15 protein-coding genes, 2 tRNA genes and 1 pseudogene are annotated in these 17,728 nt (G+C 52.9%); 6 read left to right on the top strand and 12 right to left on the bottom strand.

Annotated features, from left to right (window positions below; translation table 11 throughout):
- Positions 1-154 precede the first annotated feature (154 nt).
- The 8 genes from DBY90_RS10190 to DBY90_RS10155 form a co-directional block, all read right to left on the bottom strand.
- Positions 155-466, bottom strand: coding sequence for a hypothetical protein (locus DBY90_RS10190; protein ID WP_070492605.1), 312 nt, complete (start codon positions 464-466; stop codon positions 155-157).
- A gap of 32 nt (positions 467-498) precedes the next feature.
- Positions 499-3,705, bottom strand: a complete 3,207-nt coding sequence (gene recC, locus DBY90_RS10185; RefSeq protein WP_107987124.1) for an exodeoxyribonuclease V subunit gamma — start codon at positions 3,703-3,705, stop codon at positions 499-501.
- A 221-nt stretch (positions 3,706-3,926) separates the two neighbouring features.
- Positions 3,927-5,768, bottom strand: coding sequence for a PglL family O-oligosaccharyltransferase (locus tag DBY90_RS10180; protein ID WP_083286753.1), 1,842 nt, complete (start codon positions 5,766-5,768; stop codon positions 3,927-3,929).
- Positions 5,768-6,127: a DUF2069 domain-containing protein gene (locus DBY90_RS10175; protein WP_003743538.1), complete on the bottom strand. Its 360-nt coding sequence runs from the start codon at positions 6,125-6,127 to the stop codon at positions 5,768-5,770. Before DBY90_RS10175 ends, DBY90_RS10180 begins: the two co-directional genes overlap by 1 nt.
- A gap of 135 nt (positions 6,128-6,262) precedes the next feature.
- Positions 6,263-6,913: an oxygen-insensitive NAD(P)H nitroreductase gene (gene nfsB / locus DBY90_RS10170; RefSeq protein WP_070492602.1), complete on the bottom strand. Its 651-nt coding sequence runs from the start codon at positions 6,911-6,913 to the stop codon at positions 6,263-6,265.
- A 173-nt stretch (positions 6,914-7,086) separates the two neighbouring features.
- Positions 7,087-7,162: transfer RNA gene (locus DBY90_RS10165), tRNA-Asn, on the bottom strand.
- A gap of 427 nt (positions 7,163-7,589) precedes the next feature.
- Complete coding sequence (locus DBY90_RS13405) at positions 7,590-7,775, bottom strand: hypothetical protein (RefSeq protein ID WP_234405136.1); 186 nt, start codon at positions 7,773-7,775, stop codon at positions 7,590-7,592.
- A 99-nt stretch (positions 7,776-7,874) separates the two neighbouring features.
- Positions 7,875-8,348, bottom strand: coding sequence for a hemerythrin domain-containing protein (locus DBY90_RS10155; protein WP_003743546.1), 474 nt, complete (start codon positions 8,346-8,348; stop codon positions 7,875-7,877).
- 234 nt (positions 8,349-8,582) lie between these two features.
- Between DBY90_RS10155 and cysT the strand changes: the two genes are divergently transcribed.
- The 5 genes from cysT to DBY90_RS10125 all read left to right on the top strand — a co-directional run bounded on the left by cysT (position 8,583) and on the right by DBY90_RS10125 (position 13,074).
- Complete coding sequence (cysT, locus tag DBY90_RS10150) at positions 8,583-9,419, top strand: sulfate ABC transporter permease subunit CysT (RefSeq protein ID WP_070492601.1); 837 nt, start codon at positions 8,583-8,585, stop codon at positions 9,417-9,419.
- Between the two features lie 475 nt (positions 9,420-9,894).
- Positions 9,895-10,755 (top strand): sulfate ABC transporter permease subunit CysW, encoded by an 861-nt coding sequence (gene cysW / locus DBY90_RS10140; RefSeq protein WP_070492600.1) that lies wholly within the window; start codon positions 9,895-9,897, stop codon positions 10,753-10,755.
- Positions 10,752-11,825 (top strand): sulfate/molybdate ABC transporter ATP-binding protein, encoded by a 1,074-nt coding sequence (locus tag DBY90_RS10135; protein WP_070492599.1) that lies wholly within the window; start codon positions 10,752-10,754, stop codon positions 11,823-11,825. The genes cysW and DBY90_RS10135 overlap by 4 nt, the downstream gene beginning before the upstream one ends.
- A 98-nt stretch (positions 11,826-11,923) precedes the next feature.
- A complete protein-coding gene (locus tag DBY90_RS10130) occupies positions 11,924-12,274 on the top strand; it encodes a helix-turn-helix domain-containing protein (RefSeq protein ID WP_234405135.1) in 351 nt (116 codons plus the stop codon).
- The gene (locus DBY90_RS10125) at positions 12,178-13,074 is read left to right on the top strand and encodes an IS3 family transposase (RefSeq protein WP_107987120.1); all 897 of its coding nucleotides are present in this window, start codon (positions 12,178-12,180) and stop codon (positions 13,072-13,074) included. The genes DBY90_RS10130 and DBY90_RS10125 overlap by 97 nt, the downstream gene beginning before the upstream one ends.
- 87 nt (positions 13,075-13,161) lie before the next feature.
- Here the strand turns inward: DBY90_RS10125 and hisD are convergent, their stop codons facing one another.
- The 4 genes and pseudogenes from hisD to DBY90_RS10105 all read right to left on the bottom strand — a co-directional run bounded on the left by hisD (position 13,162) and on the right by DBY90_RS10105 (position 17,101).
- Positions 13,162-14,454 (bottom strand): histidinol dehydrogenase, encoded by a 1,293-nt coding sequence (gene hisD, locus DBY90_RS10120; protein WP_070490813.1) that lies wholly within the window; start codon positions 14,452-14,454, stop codon positions 13,162-13,164.
- A pseudogene (locus DBY90_RS10115) lies at positions 14,451-15,349 on the bottom strand (endonuclease). Before DBY90_RS10115 ends, hisD begins: the two are co-directional and overlap by 4 nt.
- 103 nt (positions 15,350-15,452) lie before the next feature.
- Positions 15,453-16,106, bottom strand: a complete 654-nt coding sequence (gene hisG / locus DBY90_RS10110) for an ATP phosphoribosyltransferase (RefSeq protein ID WP_016688026.1) — start codon at positions 16,104-16,106, stop codon at positions 15,453-15,455.
- 281 nt (positions 16,107-16,387) lie between these two features.
- Positions 16,388-17,101, bottom strand: coding sequence for an SCO family protein (locus DBY90_RS10105; protein ID WP_083286670.1), 714 nt, complete (start codon positions 17,099-17,101; stop codon positions 16,388-16,390).
- 289 nt (positions 17,102-17,390) lie between these two features.
- On the opposite strand from DBY90_RS10105, the gene DBY90_RS10095 reads away from it, so the two are divergent.
- Positions 17,391-17,475 (top strand) — tRNA-Leu (locus tag DBY90_RS10095).
- Positions 17,476-17,728 lie beyond the last annotated feature (253 nt).

The following is a 17,728-nucleotide window of genomic DNA, read 5'->3' as shown; positions in this document are numbered from 1 at the left end:
TAGGAGATAACTCAAACGCATATGATAAATATGGCTGAAAAGATAAAGCTGGTCTGAATTTGAATTTGATTAGCAGGGAAGAGGGAAGATTTAATTGGATTTAAACAGACGAAAGAAGAAAATTTGATTGCAATATGTGAATTGGGCCGTCGGTTTAAAATGAAACCGGCAAAAAACGTGAAATGTAAAATATAAAGTCAATATAGAAGGGTTTGAATTCAGTTGAAGCAAAGGCCGATCTTTGCAAAATTCTTCTTTCCCTGACAGCCGAAACCCAAACATGGGTTTTCGGTTGCTGGGGAAAAGGGATTTTTTGCAAAGGTTTCGGTTGTATTTCGGCAACTGTTTTTGAAATATCTGCCTTTTCGAATTTCCAATGGATTTCAGTTTGGTGAATGACGGCGGAAGTGAGGGGTTTTAAAAACAGGTTTGCCGGGGAAGAGGTCGTCTGAAACGATGAATTCATGTTTTCAGACGACCTCTTCCGATTTGCGGCTTCTATGCCGCATCGGACGATTCTTCCTTGACCGCGTCCAGCAGCGGTATCAACAGCTCTTCCACCAATCTTTGGAACAACGCCCCTTCCACCGGCTCGGTATCTTCGTTACCGAACACTAAAGCGACTTCGGTATAGTCTTTTTGCCCTTTGCTGACTTTGTTGCCGTGATAGCTTTCCTTGGCTTTGTTCAGGGCATCTTCCCAGCTCTGTTTTTTGCCGTAGGCTTCGGCGGCGGCGAGGCTGGTTTTGGCGAAGAAAGGCAGCGGGCGCGTTTGTCCGAGGTTGAAGAACGTCAGCCATTTTTGCAACATTTCTTGCGCGTGGCTGCTGGAGATTGCGGGATAAAGCGTTGTTTCTTCAGGCTGAACGATATGGGTTTGGCGGGTTTCGGTTTCAGACGACCCTACCGCGCAAAAGATTAAATGTTCGAGCAAAATGGCGATGCGTTGCGGGGCGTTGGGTTTGCGGTCGAGGTAGAACACTTGGCCGCATTGGTACAGGTTGCCGAGGCTGCCTTGCAGGGTTTGCCCGTCGAACGGGATTTCGTAGGCGAAGGGCGGCAGTTTCGGGCTTTGCAGCAATGCGCCGTCTATGCGTTTGGCGGCGGCTTGGAAATTCTGCTGCCACAATTTACCCAATTCACCGGCGGGTAACAGGCTTTCGGCATCGAGGCGGACGGCGGTTTCTTGAAAGTCTTGGTTGTGGCGGCGGGCGTCAAGGTAGGCGGCGGCGATTTTGTCGGCGCGTTGCGGCTCGAAGGGTTCGGCGGATTCCCATGCTTCGTCGCGGTAGGGTTCGCGCCAGCCTAGGGTTTGTTGCAGCCATGCTTTGACGGGATTTTTCCAGAAGCGGATAAAGTCGTCCTGCCAGACGGTCGGTGCGGGGCTGTTTTCTTCGAGGGCTTCGCTGAAAAACGGACGCGCCTGTTCGCGCGGACGGTTGAGAGCTTCGGCGTAGTCTTGCCGCGTACTGAAGAGGTCGTCTGAAATGTTGTCTGCGATGAAATAGCGGTGGGAGAACGGTTGCAAGGGATGTTGCTCGACCCAGTGTTCCGCCAGTTCTTTGCTGCGCCGTCCGGTCATGGCGGCGATGGTGTCGATGAGTTCGCTGACAAGGGCGGACGGGGCGAGTTCGTCGTCGTTGCGGATGCTGCGGCCGACGTAGGAGAGATAAAGGATGTCGCGCGCGCTGATGATGGCTTCGAGGAAGAGGTAGCGGTCGTCGTCGCGGCGGGCGCGGTCGCCTTTTTGTGGGTGTTTGGCAATCAGGTCGAACACGGCGGCTTTGGTGTTGCGTGGGAAATCGCCGTCGTTTAGCCCCAACAGGCAGATGACTTTAAACGGCAGGCTCCTCATCGGCACCATGCTGCAAAAGGTGATGCCGCCGCGCAGGAAGCCCGCCTGACTTTCGCTGCCTAAAAAGCGGCGGAGGTGGCGGATGACGGTATGTTGCGGCAAAGTGCCGCGAAAGCCTGCCAACGCGGTTTCTTCCTGCCATTTTGCCAACGCCTGCTCAAACTGCTGCAAGGCGTATTGGTCGTCGGCATCGGGCAGGAACAACGACTGCACCAGATCGCGGCAGCGTTCCGTCCATTCTTCCGCTGCTGCGGGTTTGCGCCACTCGGCAGCGAGGCGGGACAGCGTGCGGATGAAGGCGGCAAAGCGGCCGAACGCATCGAGGCGGTTGACATCGCCGTACCACGCGCTGACGTTTTGCCAGAGCGGGCTGCCGTCGTCGGGCAGCATCCAGCCCAACACGATGCGTTCCAACGCCTGCTGCCAAGTGAACAGATTGTCCGCCGCGCCGCGCATTGTTCCGTCCAACCCCCAATGCACGTTCAATTCGGTAATGGTGTCGTGTAGCAGCGGCAAATCGTCCGCCGTCAGCCCGAAACGGCGCAGCACCAAACCGCTTTCTAACAGCGGCAGCACTTTATCGACTTCAAACCGGCTTTCCAGCAAATCCAGCGTCTGCTCCAGCGCGTAAAGCAGCGGCTGGCGGCGGCTGAGTTTCACGTCCGAAACCGAATACGGCAAAGCCTGCGCCCCGCCCTGCGCCTGCCCGAACACCGCTTCGATAAACGGGCTGTACGGCTCGATGTTCGGCGTCAAAACGGCAATATCGTGCAGCTGCCAGTCGGGATGTTCGTGCAAAATCCGCAACAGCTTGTCTTTCAAAATCTGCAATTCGCGCAAGGGGCTGTGTGCCGACACGATACGGACGGAGCCGTCGTCCAGCAAATCTGCGCGGCTGTGTTCAGACGGCATCCGCAGGTTTTGAATGTCGTTTTGCAGGCAGTGCAGCAGCGTGTCGTCTGAAACTTCTTCAAACACAGGTTGCTCCTCCAAGCCGATTTCCGTCAGAAAATCAAAAAAATCACGCCCCTGCTTGCCCAACGACGCCAAGAGCGGATGCCCCGTCTGCGACAAATCCGCATCGTCGCCGCCCTTCAAAAGCTGCGCAGCCTCAATCACATTGCCCCAATACTGGCCGCTCGGATTGAGCGCGAACACAAACACATCGCAATGTTCCGAAATTTTCTGCAAAAGCTGCAAATACATCGGCGCCATCGCCGAAATACCGAACACGAAAAACCGTTCGGGCAGGTGCGCCTTATCCAAAGACGACAGCAGCTTTTCCCACAGCGCCACACGGTGCGGCGCAGATTGGTTGCCGTCGTCCAAATACCGCCAAAGCTGCGCCTGCCAAACCTCGTCCTCGCCCAGCCCCAGAAATTTGCCTTCCTGCCAGGCATCAATCCACTGCGGCCGGTACACTAGATACTGGTCGAAAATATCCGCCAACTGCCCCGCCAACTGATAATCCGCCGACTCGCCGCTGCCCAAATAGCTTTGCAAGACAGAGCGGACGTTTTCAAATTCAGAGGTCGTCTGAAAACGCTCGCTGCGGAACAAATCCAAAAGCCGCCAGCGCATTACCTCCGGCGAAAACGGACTGAGCGCGGGAATATCGGGAATCAGCTTCTGCATCAACTGCCACGTCAAACCTGCCGGCAGGCTGAATTGCAAATTCGCCGCCACCCCCAGTTCGCGCGCCAGATACACGCTCAAATAACGCCGCATCCCCTGACTCTGCACCACAATCTGTTCCGCCGCCAAAGCAGACTCAAGCGGCCTGACCCTTTGGATTTCGGCAAACAGGGCGGCTAGCGATTCGAGGCGGTTGGATTGGTAGAGGTAGAACATGGCGGGGGTAGGGCGGTGGATAATAAACGGGATTATATAGTGGATTGAAATGGAAAATACCTGCGCGTGAATATCGGTACAGGTATTTTTATTTGGATCGATAGAATATGGGCTTATTGGCTGATGACGGTTGTTTTACCGCATCTGTTTTAGAGATGGAATAGTAACGGAGAGAGAGGGGTTTAAGGTCGTCTGAAAACGTTTCAGACGACCTTGGTTGTTTACGGTGCCGGTATCTCCGCCGCGCAAGGTTTGGCGGTTTTGTGTTTTGGCGATTTCAGGAAATTGCGGCAGTCTTCCAAAATTTGGGGCAGAAGCGGTTCGAATTCCTTTCTGCTGCGGATTTTGCCGGTGTAAAACGGCATCGTGTAAGGATAGTAATAATACATGTCTTGCATCCATTGCGCGCCTTCTTTGGTTTTACCTTGACGGTAGAGGTAAAGCCCGACTTGGTAGGCGTTGCTGTAAGGGCGGTAGGTGAGTGCGTCGAATGCCGCTTTTTGCGCCCAAGGTTGGACTTTTTCATCGGACGGATCGGCACGGCGGGTCAGGCTCAGGTCGGCATAATAGGCCAGCATGGGGCTGGTTTCGGAAATGCGGCGCAGTCCGGAAATTTTGGCGTTGACTTGAGACGGGTCGTCGGTTTTGGGTTGACGGCTGTAAGCGGTCAGGTCGGTGTAGTTCCAGCCTAAGTGCAGCGTGCCGCCGATAATGGCCAATGCGGCGATACCGCCTGTCAAATTGCGGCGGCGGGCTTGTTTGATTCCGTCGGATACATCTTCATAACGCGCGCTTGAGAGCGAAAGCATGAGGGCGAACGGGGTTAGGAAGTAGATGTACCAAAGTGGGTATTCGAGCATGCTGTGGCACATGGTTACGCTTGCAGCGGTCAGTAGGAACAGGTTGGCAGGATTGGACGGACGGGTAATCAAACGCCAAACGCCAGCCAGCATGGTTCCCGCGCTCAATAATGCACCTGTCAGCCCCATTTCGGCAAGGATTTGCAGGATAAGGTTGTGGCAGTGGGTGAACAAAACGCCGAGGATGTTATTGGCAAAGTACTGTTTTTCCGCATTTAATAGAAAACTCAGGCTGCCGAAGCTGTTCCAGCCGTGTCCGAAGATTGGGGAGCGGGTAAAGGCGGTCCAAGCATTCCGCCATTCGATTTGGCGCGCAGAACCTTCAAAATCGCTATGACCGGCGCGTTCTATGGCGGTTTCGTAACGGCTGTTGCCCAGTAAATCAAGCAATGTCCCCATGCCGAACTGGAAAACCGCAGCCAATACCGCTGCGAAAAAGAAGATTTTAATTAAGCGTGCCGATTCGCGGCCTGCCCGCCAGTACCAAAAAGGCAGAATCAATACGATGGCGATGATATAGCCCAAGATAGTGCGCGAGTTGACCAAACCCAAGACGGCAGTCAGCAGAAATACGCAAACCAATCCCAGCCAGTCGGGCATTTTCCGCGTTGCCCACAAATAGGATGCGGCAAGTACGCCCCACATCAGATAATGGCCCAGATGGTTGCGTTGTCCGAGCTGGCCGTTTACCGTTCCGCCGCCGTAAGCCAATATGCCGTGAAACAGGGAAATGTCCGACCATCCTTTGAACTGCATAAACGCCACGACAGCCTGTGCAGCTGCACCAAAAAACAACGACCATGCGAATACGGTAACAACTCGGTCCTGCCCGTAAGCGGAAATCCAGCCGCGGCAGGCCCAGGCAGATAGGGCGAGGATGACGAAAGTCCATGCCGCCAAGTCGCTCATTCCTGGATACAGCAAACCCATTGTCCGTGGCTGTATCGCCCAATATGCCGCCATCAGCAACAGTCCGACAGATACATAAGGCAGGCGGATATTGAGCAGGCCTTTATATGCCGAAACCAAAACTAAAATTGTCGCACCCAAGAGGGACCCGGCTTCAAGGTAGAAGCTCGGCAGCGGGCCTACGCGGTAAATCGACAGGAAAGGGACGGCGCAAACCCAGATAAAACAAATCCATAAAGGCAGCAGGCGGACATTCCATTCATTCTTAATATGATATGCGGTACGGGCAAACATCATTTCCCCTCTTTTTTATGTTGTTTGATAAATGCGAGGCAGGCGATAAAGAAAATTATGCAGGAGATAAGCGACAATGCGGCGCACAGACGTTCGGCAGGCGAAGCGTCAAACAGGCGCATGACCGCCTCGGCAAAATAAATCAGAATCAGCATGGAGCTGTATTGATAAGTATAAATACGGCCCTTGAGTATGCCGCTCAGCGGCAGGCATAAAGGCAGGGCTTTGAGGGCAAGCCATGAACCGCCGTTGCGCAAAGGCGCAATCCACAATTCCCAAGACAGGGAAAGCAGGATCAGAAAAATCAGGCTGGCGCACGAGGCAAGATAAGGTAGGGAAGATTTCGATGATGTATTCACGGGCAGGTCTGAACGGCTTTCAGCCGGATATTGGAACGCGAATTATACCGAAACAGGATGTGATGACGCAAAAAGGTCGTCTGAAACCCTCTATTTGAAGGTTTCAGACGACCTATTGCCGTTTCATCAGTTTTTTCAGATTTTGGTGAAGATGACTTCGTTTTCAAAACGCGATTTGGGCAGCGCGGCGTTGAAATCGTCCGCGGCACGGTAGCCGAAAGAGACGACGGCGACGGCTTTGTAGCCTTTTTCGGTCAAGCCGAATTCCTCGTTTAAAACCTGCAAATCCACGCCTTCCATCGGCACGGCGTCGATGTCTGATGCGACAGCGGCGAGCAGGGTGAAACCCATGTTGAGATAGACTTGTTTGGCAAGCCATTGCTCTTCATCCTGGATTTGGTTGCGGTGGATGCCCAAGAACAGGCGGCGGGTAGAGTCGCCTGCCTGCTTGGCTTCTTCCGTAGCGAAGCGTCCGTCTTTGTCTTCTTGCGCCAATACGGCGGCGACATAATCATCGTCAGCGCAAACACGGGCGGCGAAGACGACGACATGAGAAGCATGGGTAATTTTTGGGGCGTTGTAAGGGAGTTTTTCAGTAGCTTTGGCAATGCGCGCTTTGCCTGCTTCGTCATCGGCGATGATGAAGTGCCACGGCTGCATATTGACGCTGGAGGGGCTGTTGCGCAGGGCAGCTTCGATATGGGCGAAGTCTTCGGCTGCGATTTTTTTGGACGGGTCGAAAGACTTGGTGCTGTATCGTTGGCGGACGATTTCGGTAATATTCATGATTTATTGCCTCTTTATAAAAAAAGAAAAACAGATTATAGGAAGGTCGTCTGAAAGGAGCAATCAGGCAAATCTTAATGCTTTATACGATAGGAGGACTTTTATTTTCCACCGATTGAACACAATATGTATATGCAAAAAAGCCTGAACAAATTGTTCAGGCTTTTTAAATTTGGCTCCCCGACCTGGGCTCGAACCAGGGACCTGCGGATTAACAGTCCGTCGCTCTACCGACTGAGCTATCGGGGAATGGGGCGTATTATATAGCCCTGAAAAAAAGTGTCAACTAAAATTTTAACTGACGAAACGGCAGCATTTCAAATATTTGAATGGTAAGTATATTATTTTGACTTTATCACATTAATATTTTGTGCTGATCAATTTTCCGTTTTTAAATACCTGCTGCCGCATGACGTTGCCGTTGTAGGCATATACGGTTAATGAACCGTCATACGGTGTGGCGCGGAATTGTAGCAGCCGTTCGCGGGGCAGGGGATAGGGGTCGGTGCGTTTCCTGCTGTTGTCGCTGTAGAAATCCTGTACCAGATATTCATGATTGTGCCTGCTGATTAATTGCCGATAGTAACCGCCTTTGACTGGACTGTCGGCAGGGTTCCCCTGAGCGTCAAAATAAGTAACGATTTGTTCCTCGATAATATGGATGCCGCCGTTGTTTTTAGGGGGGGAGGTTTTCTCTTTTGCCGATGCCGATGCCGACGGGGATATTGACAGAGGTACCTAATCCGATATGGTTGCCTATACCTGTTCCCAATCCGAGGCCTACCGACATGCGGGGCGAGTCTGCGGTGCAGGCGGTCAGGATGAAGGCGGATAGCGATAAAGCGGCGGCAATAGGTTTCATAAGATAATCCTCATGGGTTGAATATCCATATAAAACAATCATATATTATAGAGTGGCATAGGTAAAAAATATCGGCAGCTAGACAGCCGCCGATATTTTTTATGAAGCCAAGATGCGTGGGAACAGGATTTCGTTCTCCAAGTGGATATGTTCTTCCAAATCGTCCGACAGTTCTTGTGCCAACGCGTACAACCTTTGCTGGTCTTTATCGGCGTTTTGCGGCGGAGTGAAATGATTGGTCAGGGTTTTCAACTGCGCCAGTGCACGGTCGTGTTCTTCGTGTTCGTGCATCATGACATTAACCGGCATGGCGGCACGGCTGCCTAAGCTTTGTTTTGCCATCGGGAACAACATACGTTCTTCCTTCATCATGTGCATCAGCAGCTCGTTTTGGATGTATTCGAGCAGTTCCGGCAGTTCGGCGGGGAAGCCGTCGGGCGAGGTTGAGGCGATTTTGTGCGCCAAGGGGACAAGCTCTTCAAGTTGTGCGCGGTGGGTATTGTGATAGCGGCTGATGACATGGTCTATCACGGTATTTACGGGGGAAACTTCCCAAACGGTCAAATCGGTCATGGCGGTATTCCTGAATTTAGTCGTTTTCAGACGACGTTTAAGGTTTGTGGTAAAGATTGATATTGTATGAATGTATTCGAAGCATACACCCCGCGCGGGCGGATGTACAGTTTTCGGCCTTGTTTCACGCAATACTTATAACCAATTTTTCTTTGCCGGAAACAAACCATTCTTTCCGTTTTTCAGACGACCCCGTTAAAGTGGCAGCATCTTCTTTTTCCCTTCCGACCGACCATGTTATTACTCAAAACGCCCAGCGTACTGCCCGGCTTCAAAATCAGCCTCGGCCTGACCGTATTGTGCCTGTCGCTTCTGGTGGTTTTGCCGTTTGCGATGATGGCGGCGAAGGCGGCGGAAATCGGCTGGAGCGGCTTTTGGAACACGATTGCCGAGCCGAACGTGTTGGCGGCGGTGTGGCTGAGTCTGCGGATGTCGTTTTATGCGATGCTGACCAATGTCGTGTTCGGCACGTTGGTGGCGTGGGTGTTGGTGCGCTATGAATTCCCGGGCAAGGGGCTGGTGAACGCGCTGGTGGATTTGCCGTTTGCGCTGCCGACGGCGGTTACGGGTATCGCGTTGGCGACCCTGTATGCGCCCAACGGTTGGATAGGCCGTTTTTTCGAGCCTTTGGGCATCAAAATCGCGTTTACGCCCGTCGGCATTTGGATTGCGTTGGTTGTCGTCAGCCTGCCCTTTATCGTCCGCGCCGTGCAGCCGGTATTGGAGGAATTGTCGGGCGAATATGAGGAAGCGGCGGCAACTTTGGGCGCAAACCGCTTCACGACGTTCCGCCGCGTACTGTTGCCGGAAATCACGCCTGCACTCTTAACCGGCGCGGGCATGATGTTCGCGCGGGCAACGGGGGAATACGGCTCGGTGATTTTTATCGCGGGCAACATTCCGATGGTTTCCGAAATCCTGCCGCTGATTATTACGGGCAAGCTGGAACAGTTCGACGTACAGGGCGCGTCGGCGGTGGCGTTGTTTATGCTGCTGGTTTCGTTTGTGATTCTGTTTGCGCTGAACGTGATGCAGTGGGCGTTGAGCAGGCGTTCGGGGGTGAAGGGTTGAGGTCGTCTGAAAAATGTAGGTCGGTTTCTTGAATCCGACGTTTTAATACTGAAACTGAAACAACGGAACCACCGGATATTTTGTCGGATTCAAGAATCCGACCTACCTTAAAAAATCGTCTGAAATACCTGTTACCGTCATTCCCGCGCAGGCGGGAATTCCACTGCAAGGCAACAGGAAAACAGAAAATCAATAAGGCAGCCGAAATTCACCAATGGATTCCCGCTTGCGCGGGAATGACGGTAGCTAGACTTTTTTATTTCCCTTTTAACATAAAAGATAAAAGGTCGTCTGAAAACGAATCCGCTCCCCAAAACACAGAATTCGTAGGTCGGATACTTGTATCCGACAAACATTTGCGATTCAGCAACCTTGTCGGATTCAAGAATCCGACCTACTACAAAAGCTAAAACCTCTCAATCCCTTTTCAGACGACCCTCAAACATCTTAAAACCAACCAGAGAACACCACCGCCATGAAACCCTATTCCGCCAATCCCAACCTGACCGAACCGCGCTGGCTGCGCGTGCTGCTAACCGCCGTCGCGCTGGGGTTCCTGCTGCTGATGCTGGTCGTACCGCTTGTCGCCGTGTTTTACGAGGCGCTGAAAGGCGGTTGGGATTTGTACCTGAAATCTATTACCGATCCCGAAGCGTGGGCGGCAATCAAACTCACCCTGATTACCGCTGCGGTGGTCGTTCCCGTCAATGCCGTCTTGGGTGTGGCGATGGCGTGGCTGCTGACCCGTTTCGACTTTCGCGGCAAGCAATTGCTAACCACCCTGCTCGATTTGCCGTTTTCCGTATCGCCTGTGGTTGCCGGTTTGATGTTCGTCTTATTGTTCGGCGCGCACACAGCATTGGGCGGCTGGCTGGAAGCGCAAGGCATACAGATTATCTTCGCCATCCCCGGCATTATTTTGGCGACGCTGTTCGTTACCTTCCCCTTTGTCGCACGCGAAATTATCCCGCTGATGCAGGCGCAGGGCGACAGCGAAGAACAAGCCGCGCTGATTCTCGGCGCCAGCGGCTGGCAGATGTTTTGGCGCGTTACCCTGCCCAACATCAAATGGGCGCTGCTCTACGGCATCATCCTCACCAACGCCCGCGCGATGGGCGAATTCGGCGCGGTCAGCGTAGTATCGGGGCATATCCGCGGCGAAACCAACACCATCCCGCTTTTGGTCGAAATCTTCTACAACGAATACAACTTCACCGGCGCATTCGCCCTCTCCGGCGTATTGGCACTTTTAGCACTGGCGACGCTGGCGGTGCAGAACATCATCACAAAATTACAAGACAAAAAACTCGCCGCCGCCGAAAGGAACGCAGCATGAGCATCACCATCCAAAACCTAAACAAATACTTCGGAGCGTTCCACGCGCTGAAAAACATCAACCTCAACGTCCCCACCGGCAAACTCGTTTCCCTGCTCGGTCCTTCCGGCTGCGGCAAAACCACGCTCCTGCGCATCATCGCCGGACTGGAAAACGCCGACGGCGGCAATATTCTCTTTGACGGGCAAGACGTAACCGCCAAGCATGTGCGCGAGCGCAAAGTCGGTTTCGTATTCCAACACTACGCCCTGTTCCGCCACATGAACGTGTTTGACAACGTCGCCTTCGGTTTGACCGTATTGCCTAAGTCCGAACGCCCTTCCAAAGAACAAATCCGCACCAAAGTCGAAGAACTGCTCAAACTCGTGCAGCTCTCCCACCTCGCCAAATCCTATCCGCACCAGCTCTCCGGCGGCCAACGCCAACGCATCGCCCTCGCCCGCGCCCTCGCCGTCGAACCCAAACTCCTGCTTTTGGACGAACCCTTCGGCGCGCTGGATGCCAAAGTACGCAAAGAATTGCGTACTTGGCTGCGCGACATCCATCACAACTTGGGCGTAACCAGCATTCTGGTGACACACGACCAAGAAGAAGCCCTCGAAGTTTCCGACGAAATCGTCGTCATGAACCACGGCAAAATCGAACAAACCGGCAGCGCCGAAGCCATCTACCGCAAACCCGAAAACGCCTTCGTAACCGAATTTCTCGGCGAAACCGACGCCTTCGAAGGCAGAATCGAAAAAGGCATCTGGCACTACAACGGCTTCGCGTGGAAATTGGACGCGCACTACAAATGGCAGGAACAAACCGCCACCGGCTACATCCGCCCGCACGAATGGCAGATCGCCGCCGAACACGAAACCCCGATGATCCGCGCCGAAATCGAAAAAATCCACGCCGTCGGCGCACTGACGCACGTTTTGGTGAAACACGGCAAACAAGACGTACATATCACGCTGGCAGGCAGCGATGCGTCAAGGCTGGACTTGTCTGTAGGGCAGGAGTTGGCATTGGTGCCGAAACAGGTTTATGTGTTCTCGCAGAACGAGTTGATTGAATATTCGATTTGATGGGGGCATAGAAAGGTCGTCTGAAAATCCTAAAAACAGGTTTGAACTGCACCCCAAAAGTTGGACATCCCCTCCAACTCACAAGGTGCAGTTTTTTTATGAGCAAATATACATTACACTTCAAATACCAAGCCGTACTCCACTACCTGCACATACGCAGCCAACAGCGTACCGCAGATCATTACGGCATCTCCCGAACCCACCTGCGGCGATGGATACGCGCCTATCAGGAAGGCGGTATCGGCGCACTCGAACATCCCCAATCCAAAACCATGACCGAACACCGCAAAAACCCCTTCATCGCCGACAAACCCGACAACGAAAAAACACAGGCAGAGCTTATCGAAGAGTTGTGCTATATGCGCGCAGAGGTTGCCTACCTAAAGGAGTTAAAAGCCCTCAGCCAAAAGCAGACCGAAAAGGACAAAGCCAAACCGTCCAAACACTGAGGGCGCAACATCCGCTCAAATACCTGCCGCACATCGCAAACCTGCCCAAAAGCAGCTTTTACTACCACCACCAAGACCGACCCGACCCCGACGCAGCCGACAAAGCCCTCCTTGTCGAAACCTACCGGCGGCATAAAGGACGCTACGGGCAAAGGCGCATTGCCGCAGCATTGGGTTGGAACCGCAAAAAAGCAGCTCGGTTGATGAAACAGATGGGGCTGAAAGCCAAAATACGGGCGAAAAAAGCCTACCGCCATCCCGCCATGGGCGAAATATCGGAACACCTCCTCAAACGCCTATTCAAAGCTGAAAAGCCTAACGAAAAATGGCTGACCGACGTGGCCGAACTCAAAGGGAAGGACGGCAAACTGTACCTCTCGCCAATCTTGGACTTGTTCAACCGCGAGATCGTCGCCTACGCCATGAGCCGCAGAGCCGACAGCGAAATGGTGAAGGAAATGCTCGAAAAAGCCGCCCCCCGTCTGACTGCTAAAGGAACGATGCTTCATTCGGACCAAGGGGTGCTGTACCGTACGGCGGGGTATAGGGAATTGCTTGCGGAGCATTCCATGGTTCAAAGCATGTCGCGAAAGGCGAACTGTTGGGACAATGCGCCGATGGAAAGCTTCTTTGCGGTGTTGAAGACGGAGTGTTTCTATAACGCAGGTGAATTGACGGTAGATGAATTGATGAAGCAGATAGATGACTATATGGATTACTACAACCGGGAGCGTTGCAGTTTGAAATTGAAAAAGCCGAGTCCTGTCGCATACAGAACCCAGCTTGCACAGAGCGCCTGAATAGGCTTTTATGAGTGTCCAAGATTTGGGGGCCAGTTCAGTTTTCAGACGACCTTTGCTTTTTGATGGATGGCGGGTTCGACCGAATCAGTCTTTCAACCTGAATTCCGCCGCGCGCGCGTGGGCGGTCAGGCTTTCGCCGTGTGCCAACACGCTGGCGATTTTACCCAGTTTCTGCGCGCCTTGTTCAGAGACTTGGATCAGGCTGGAGCGTTTTTGGAAGTCGTAAGTGCCCAGCGGCGAGGAGAAGCGGGCGGTGCGGCTGGTGGGCAGGACGTGGTTGGGGCCGGCGCAGTAGTCGCCGAGGCTTTCGCTGGTGTAGCGTCCCATGAAAATCGCGCCGGCGTGGCGGATTTTTTTCGCCCATTCCTGCGGGTTTTCTACCGACAATTCCAAGTGTTCGGGGGAAATGTAGTTGGCGATTTCGCAGGCTTCGTCCAAGTCTTTGGCGAGTATCATCGCGCCCCTGTTGCCGAGTGAGGCTTCGATGATGTCGCGGCGGGGCATGGTTTCGATCAGGCGGTTCATGGCGGCTTGAACTTCGTCGAGGTAGGTCTGCGACGTGCCGATAAGGATGGCTTGGGCGATTTCGTCGTGTTCGGCTTGGCTGAACAAATCCATCGCCACCCAGTCGGCGGGCGTGGTGCCGTCGGCGATGACGAGGATTTCAGACGGACCCGCCACCATGTCGATGCCGACTACGCCGAACACGCGGCGTTTGGCGGCGGCGACGAAGGCGTTGCCCGGGCCGGTGATTTTATCGACCTGCGGTACGGATTCGGTGCCGTAGGCGAGGGCGGCAACCGCCTGCGCGCCGCCGACGGTAAAGACTTTGGTGACACCTGCGACGAAGGCAGCGGCAAGCACGATGTCGTTGCGTTCGCCTTTGGGTGTGGGGACAACCATGATGATTTCTTTCACACCTGCAACATGGGCGGGCATGGCGTTCATGATGACGGAACTCGGATACGCCGCTTTGCCACCTGGGACGTAAATGCCGACGCGGTCAAGTGGTGTAATTTGTTGTCCCAACAGCGTGCCGTCTTCGTCTTCATACGTCCACGATTCCATTTTTTGGCGTTGGTGGTAGCTTTCGACCCGTGCTGCGGCGGTTTTCAAGGCGGTTTGAATTTCGGGCTGCAACCGCTCAAACGCGGCCTGTAAGTCGTCTTGCGTCAGAATCAGGTCGGCTATGGTTTGGGCGGACGTGCCGTCGAAGCGGTTGGTGTATTCGATGAGCGCCGCATCGCCACGCTTTTGCACGTCGGCGCAGATGTCGGCGACGATGCGGTCGATTTCGGGATTCTGCGCGGTCTCAAAAGCCAGCAGGGCTTTGAGTTCGACTTGGAAAGAGGGGGATTGGGTATTGAGTTTTTTCATGATTTGGGTTTCTCCTTTTTTATTTTTGGACTGGGGGGTCGTCTGAATATTCTCTTGTTGAGTTTCTGTCTCTGTTTTAGGTCTGATATACGCCTTTTCGCCCCCGCTGCCAAACTTCAATTCGGGCAGGCATTTTTGTTGCAGACCGAGTTTGGCTAATACATCTTCGCTACGAGAGGTAGTGCGGAAACGGTAACGGGTTTGTGTTCTGCCGTTTTTGGTTTCTTCAGCCATTGTTTCAAAACCGTCCACTTCATACGCGCTGACCACAGCGTTTTGCAGATCCGCGTGAATGCCGATAACGTATTTCACTTTGGAGGCTGCGTCTTTGCCGACAACCCAGTTGCCTAGCGTGCGCGATTTGAGATTGGCATCGTCTTGGTTGTCGAAGCGGTAGTCCGCTTCTTCGTCGGTATCCAAGTCCAAAGCGTCTTGGATTTTGACGGCGAGAACGAGTCCGTCGGGGTTGAATTCGTCGAGTGGGCAGGGCGTGAATTTGAAGCGTTCGTCGAGTTCTTCCGCGCTGATGCCGCCTGCGCCGCATCCGGCTGATTTGTTTTTGAACTTTTTATCGACAACGGATTTGACGAAATGAATCAGGGCAGTTTCGGCGGCTTGCGCTTCGGCTTCGGTCAAATGGTAGCTGATGATATGGCGGCCGAGTTTTTTGCATTTGGCGATGGCTTTGCGTTCCGGTACGTCAATATCGCCGAATTCGCCGTCTTGCGAACGGGCGGCTTGTTCATGCTCGAAGATGCGGTTGTCGCAGCCTTTGCCGATGTAGAGGATTTTGTCTTTATTTCAGGTCGGTCAGACAATAGACGTAAAACCGACGCTCGCCGTTATTCAAAACGGAAAGGGTTGAATCTGAGAAATTTTTTATTTTTGCAACCATTTTAACTTCTCCTATACAGTTTACTGCCGGTGATATTTTCAGACGACCTATCGGCGGGAACGGATAGGGTCGTCTGAAAACGCATCTTCATTCAAAGGAACATTCACCCCGCCTTCACTGCGCTGCCAAACGCCTGAATAATCGGCTCCAGTAGCGCGTGTTTCGTTTTCAATGCGGCTTTGTTGACCACCAGACGGCTGGAAATATCGACAACGTGTTCGACCGCTTCCAAACCGTTTGCCTTAAGCGTGTTGCCGGTAGAGACCAAATCGACGATGGCGTCGCTCAGGCCGACCAGCGGCGCAAGCTCCATCGAGCCGTAGAGTTTGATGATGTCGACGTGTACGCCTTTGCCGGCAAAATGCTCGGCGGCGATGTTGGGGTATTTCGTCGCAATACGCAGGCGGCTGCCGGGCTGCGAGGCGGCGGCGTAGTCGAACCCTTTGCGGACGGCGACCATCATGCGGCATTCGGCGATGTGCAAATCCAGCGGCTGGTAAAGCCCGCTGCCGCCGTGTTCGATTAAAACATCTTTGCCCGCAATGCCGAAGTCTGCCGCGCCGTATTGGACGTAAGTCGGCACGTCGGTGGCTCGGACGATGACGAGGCGGATGTTTTCATGGTTGGTGCCGATAATCAGCTTGCGCGATTTCTCGGGCGCTTCGGCGGGAACAATGCCCGCCGCCGCCAAAAGCGGCAGCGTTTCTTCAAAGATGCGTCCTTTGGACAGTGCGATGGTCAGTGTGTTTTCAGTCATTGTTGTTGTGTGCCGTCAGACTTTGAACCCGTACCAAGCAGGCAGCCTGACTTTCTCTGTTGTATAGTGGATTAACTGTAAACCAGTACGGCGTTGCCTCGCCTTAGCTCAAAGAGAACGATTCTCTAAGGTGCTGAAGCACCAAGTGAATCGGTTCCGTACTATCTGTACTGTCTGCGGCTTCGTCGCCTTGTCCTGATTTTTGTTAATCCACTATATGTTTCAGATGGGAAAAAGGTCGTCTGAAAACTGCGAACGGCATTCAGACGACCCCATGTGGATCAAAGCAGTTTTTTGATGTCGGCGGCAATGGTCGCCGGCTCGCTGCCGTAAGGCGAGAAAATCGCCACTTCGCCGTTTTTATCAATCAGATACGCGCCGGAAGAGTGGTCAACCAGATAGTTCTCGCTGTCTTCCTTCTGAACCACTTTGGCGGAAACTACGCGGTATTGCTGTTTGATAATCGGCAGGCTTTGGTCGCCTGTCGGAGTCAAGCCGATAAATTCAGGATTGAACTGTTTGACGTATTTGCCGATGACTTCAGGCGTGTCGCGCTCGGGGTCGATGCTGACGAACACTACTTTCACATCTTTCGCCTGATCGCCCAACTGTTTCAATGTGTCGCTGTAAGTCAGCAATTCGGTCGGACAAACGTCGGGGCAGTGTGTATAGCCGAAGGACAGGATCACGACTTTGCCTTTCAGGTCGCTTAAGCTGAACGGCTTGCCGTCGCCGTCGGTCAGCGTGAAATCGCCGCCGATGTCTTCTTTACGCATATCCGTTCCCGGACCTTGCGGTTTGGGAGCGGCAGCAGCATTAAGCGAGGTCGTTTCAGGAGAAGAAGCAGGCGTTGCAGCTGGGGCAGACGCTGTTGAAGAAGCGGCTGAAGCAGTCGCAGGATTTTGTTCCGGCGCTTTGGCTTCAGGTTTGCAGGCAGCAAGTGCGGCAAGGGCGAATGCGCCCAAAATGGCGGTACGGATTGCAGTAGGCATCATAAAAATTCTCCAATGCAAATATGGTGTGTGAACGTCGTCTGAAAATAAAAAATGAAACGAACGCCGTCATCTTAGCGCGTTTGCAACATTTAATATAGCGGTTTATGCCGTTTTTCGGCTGAAAATGAATGATGTTTGATATAAGTGGAAAGAGTAGGATGCGTCGGGAACAAAATAAAATAAATTTAATGTTCTTAAAAATCAAAAATATAAGCAATATATCTGCAAACAAAGCAAGATTTTGCTTTACAAGCCCGAATACGCCGCTATAATAGCGACTTCTTCACCAGCCCAGGTGGCGAAATTGGTAGACGCAGGGGACTCAAAATCCCCCGCCGCAAGGTGTGTCGGTTCGAGTCCGACCCTGGGCACCAAAACCGCTTTTAGAGCGGTTATTTTTTTGTCTATCACAGTCTAACGCCGTAAACCAAAGCCAAGAAATACAAGGCTTTCCGCTGGTTTCGGCATCTATTTATCATCTAATCCCGTCTAATTCAGCTTAATTGAAGTAACCTAAAATTTACGGTATCTTTTGCGGTATCTGAAAAATACCTCGAAAAAATACCGTAAAAATGAAGCTGAACGACTGACAAATCAAAAACGCCAAGCCCGCCGAAACAGGGAAAA

The organism is Neisseria mucosa (assembly GCF_003044445.1).
GTDB lineage: Bacteria > Pseudomonadota > Gammaproteobacteria > Burkholderiales > Neisseriaceae > Neisseria > Neisseria mucosa_A.
This window is presented reverse-complemented; position numbering and strand designations above follow the sequence as displayed.

Coding starts and splice junctions, on each gene's coding strand:
- DBY90_RS10190 (WP_070492605.1), bottom strand. CDS start 466: ATGAATTCATCGTTTCAGACGACCTCTTCCCCGGCAAACCTGTTTTTA.
- recC (WP_107987124.1), bottom strand. CDS start 3,705: ATGTTCTACCTCTACCAATCCAACCGCCTCGAATCGCTAGCCGCCCTG.
- DBY90_RS10180 (WP_083286753.1), bottom strand. CDS start 5,768: ATGTTTGCCCGTACCGCATATCATATTAAGAATGAATGGAATGTCCGC.
- nfsB (WP_070492602.1), bottom strand. CDS start 6,913: ATGAATATTACCGAAATCGTCCGCCAACGATACAGCACCAAGTCTTTC.
- DBY90_RS13405 (WP_234405136.1), bottom strand. CDS start 7,775: ATGAAACCTATTGCCGCCGCTTTATCGCTATCCGCCTTCATCCTGACC.
- DBY90_RS10155 (WP_003743546.1), bottom strand. CDS start 8,348: ATGACCGATTTGACCGTTTGGGAAGTTTCCCCCGTAAATACCGTGATA.
- cysT (WP_070492601.1), top strand. CDS start 8,583: ATGTTATTACTCAAAACGCCCAGCGTACTGCCCGGCTTCAAAATCAGC.
- cysW (WP_070492600.1), top strand. CDS start 9,895: ATGAAACCCTATTCCGCCAATCCCAACCTGACCGAACCGCGCTGGCTG.
- DBY90_RS10135 (WP_070492599.1), top strand. CDS start 10,752: ATGAGCATCACCATCCAAAACCTAAACAAATACTTCGGAGCGTTCCAC.
- DBY90_RS10130 (WP_234405135.1), top strand. CDS start 11,924: ATGAGCAAATATACATTACACTTCAAATACCAAGCCGTACTCCACTAC.
- hisD (WP_070490813.1), bottom strand. CDS start 14,454: ATGAAAAAACTCAATACCCAATCCCCCTCTTTCCAAGTCGAACTCAAA.
- hisG (WP_016688026.1), bottom strand. CDS start 16,106: ATGACTGAAAACACACTGACCATCGCACTGTCCAAAGGACGCATCTTT.
- DBY90_RS10105 (WP_083286670.1), bottom strand. CDS start 17,101: ATGATGCCTACTGCAATCCGTACCGCCATTTTGGGCGCATTCGCCCTT.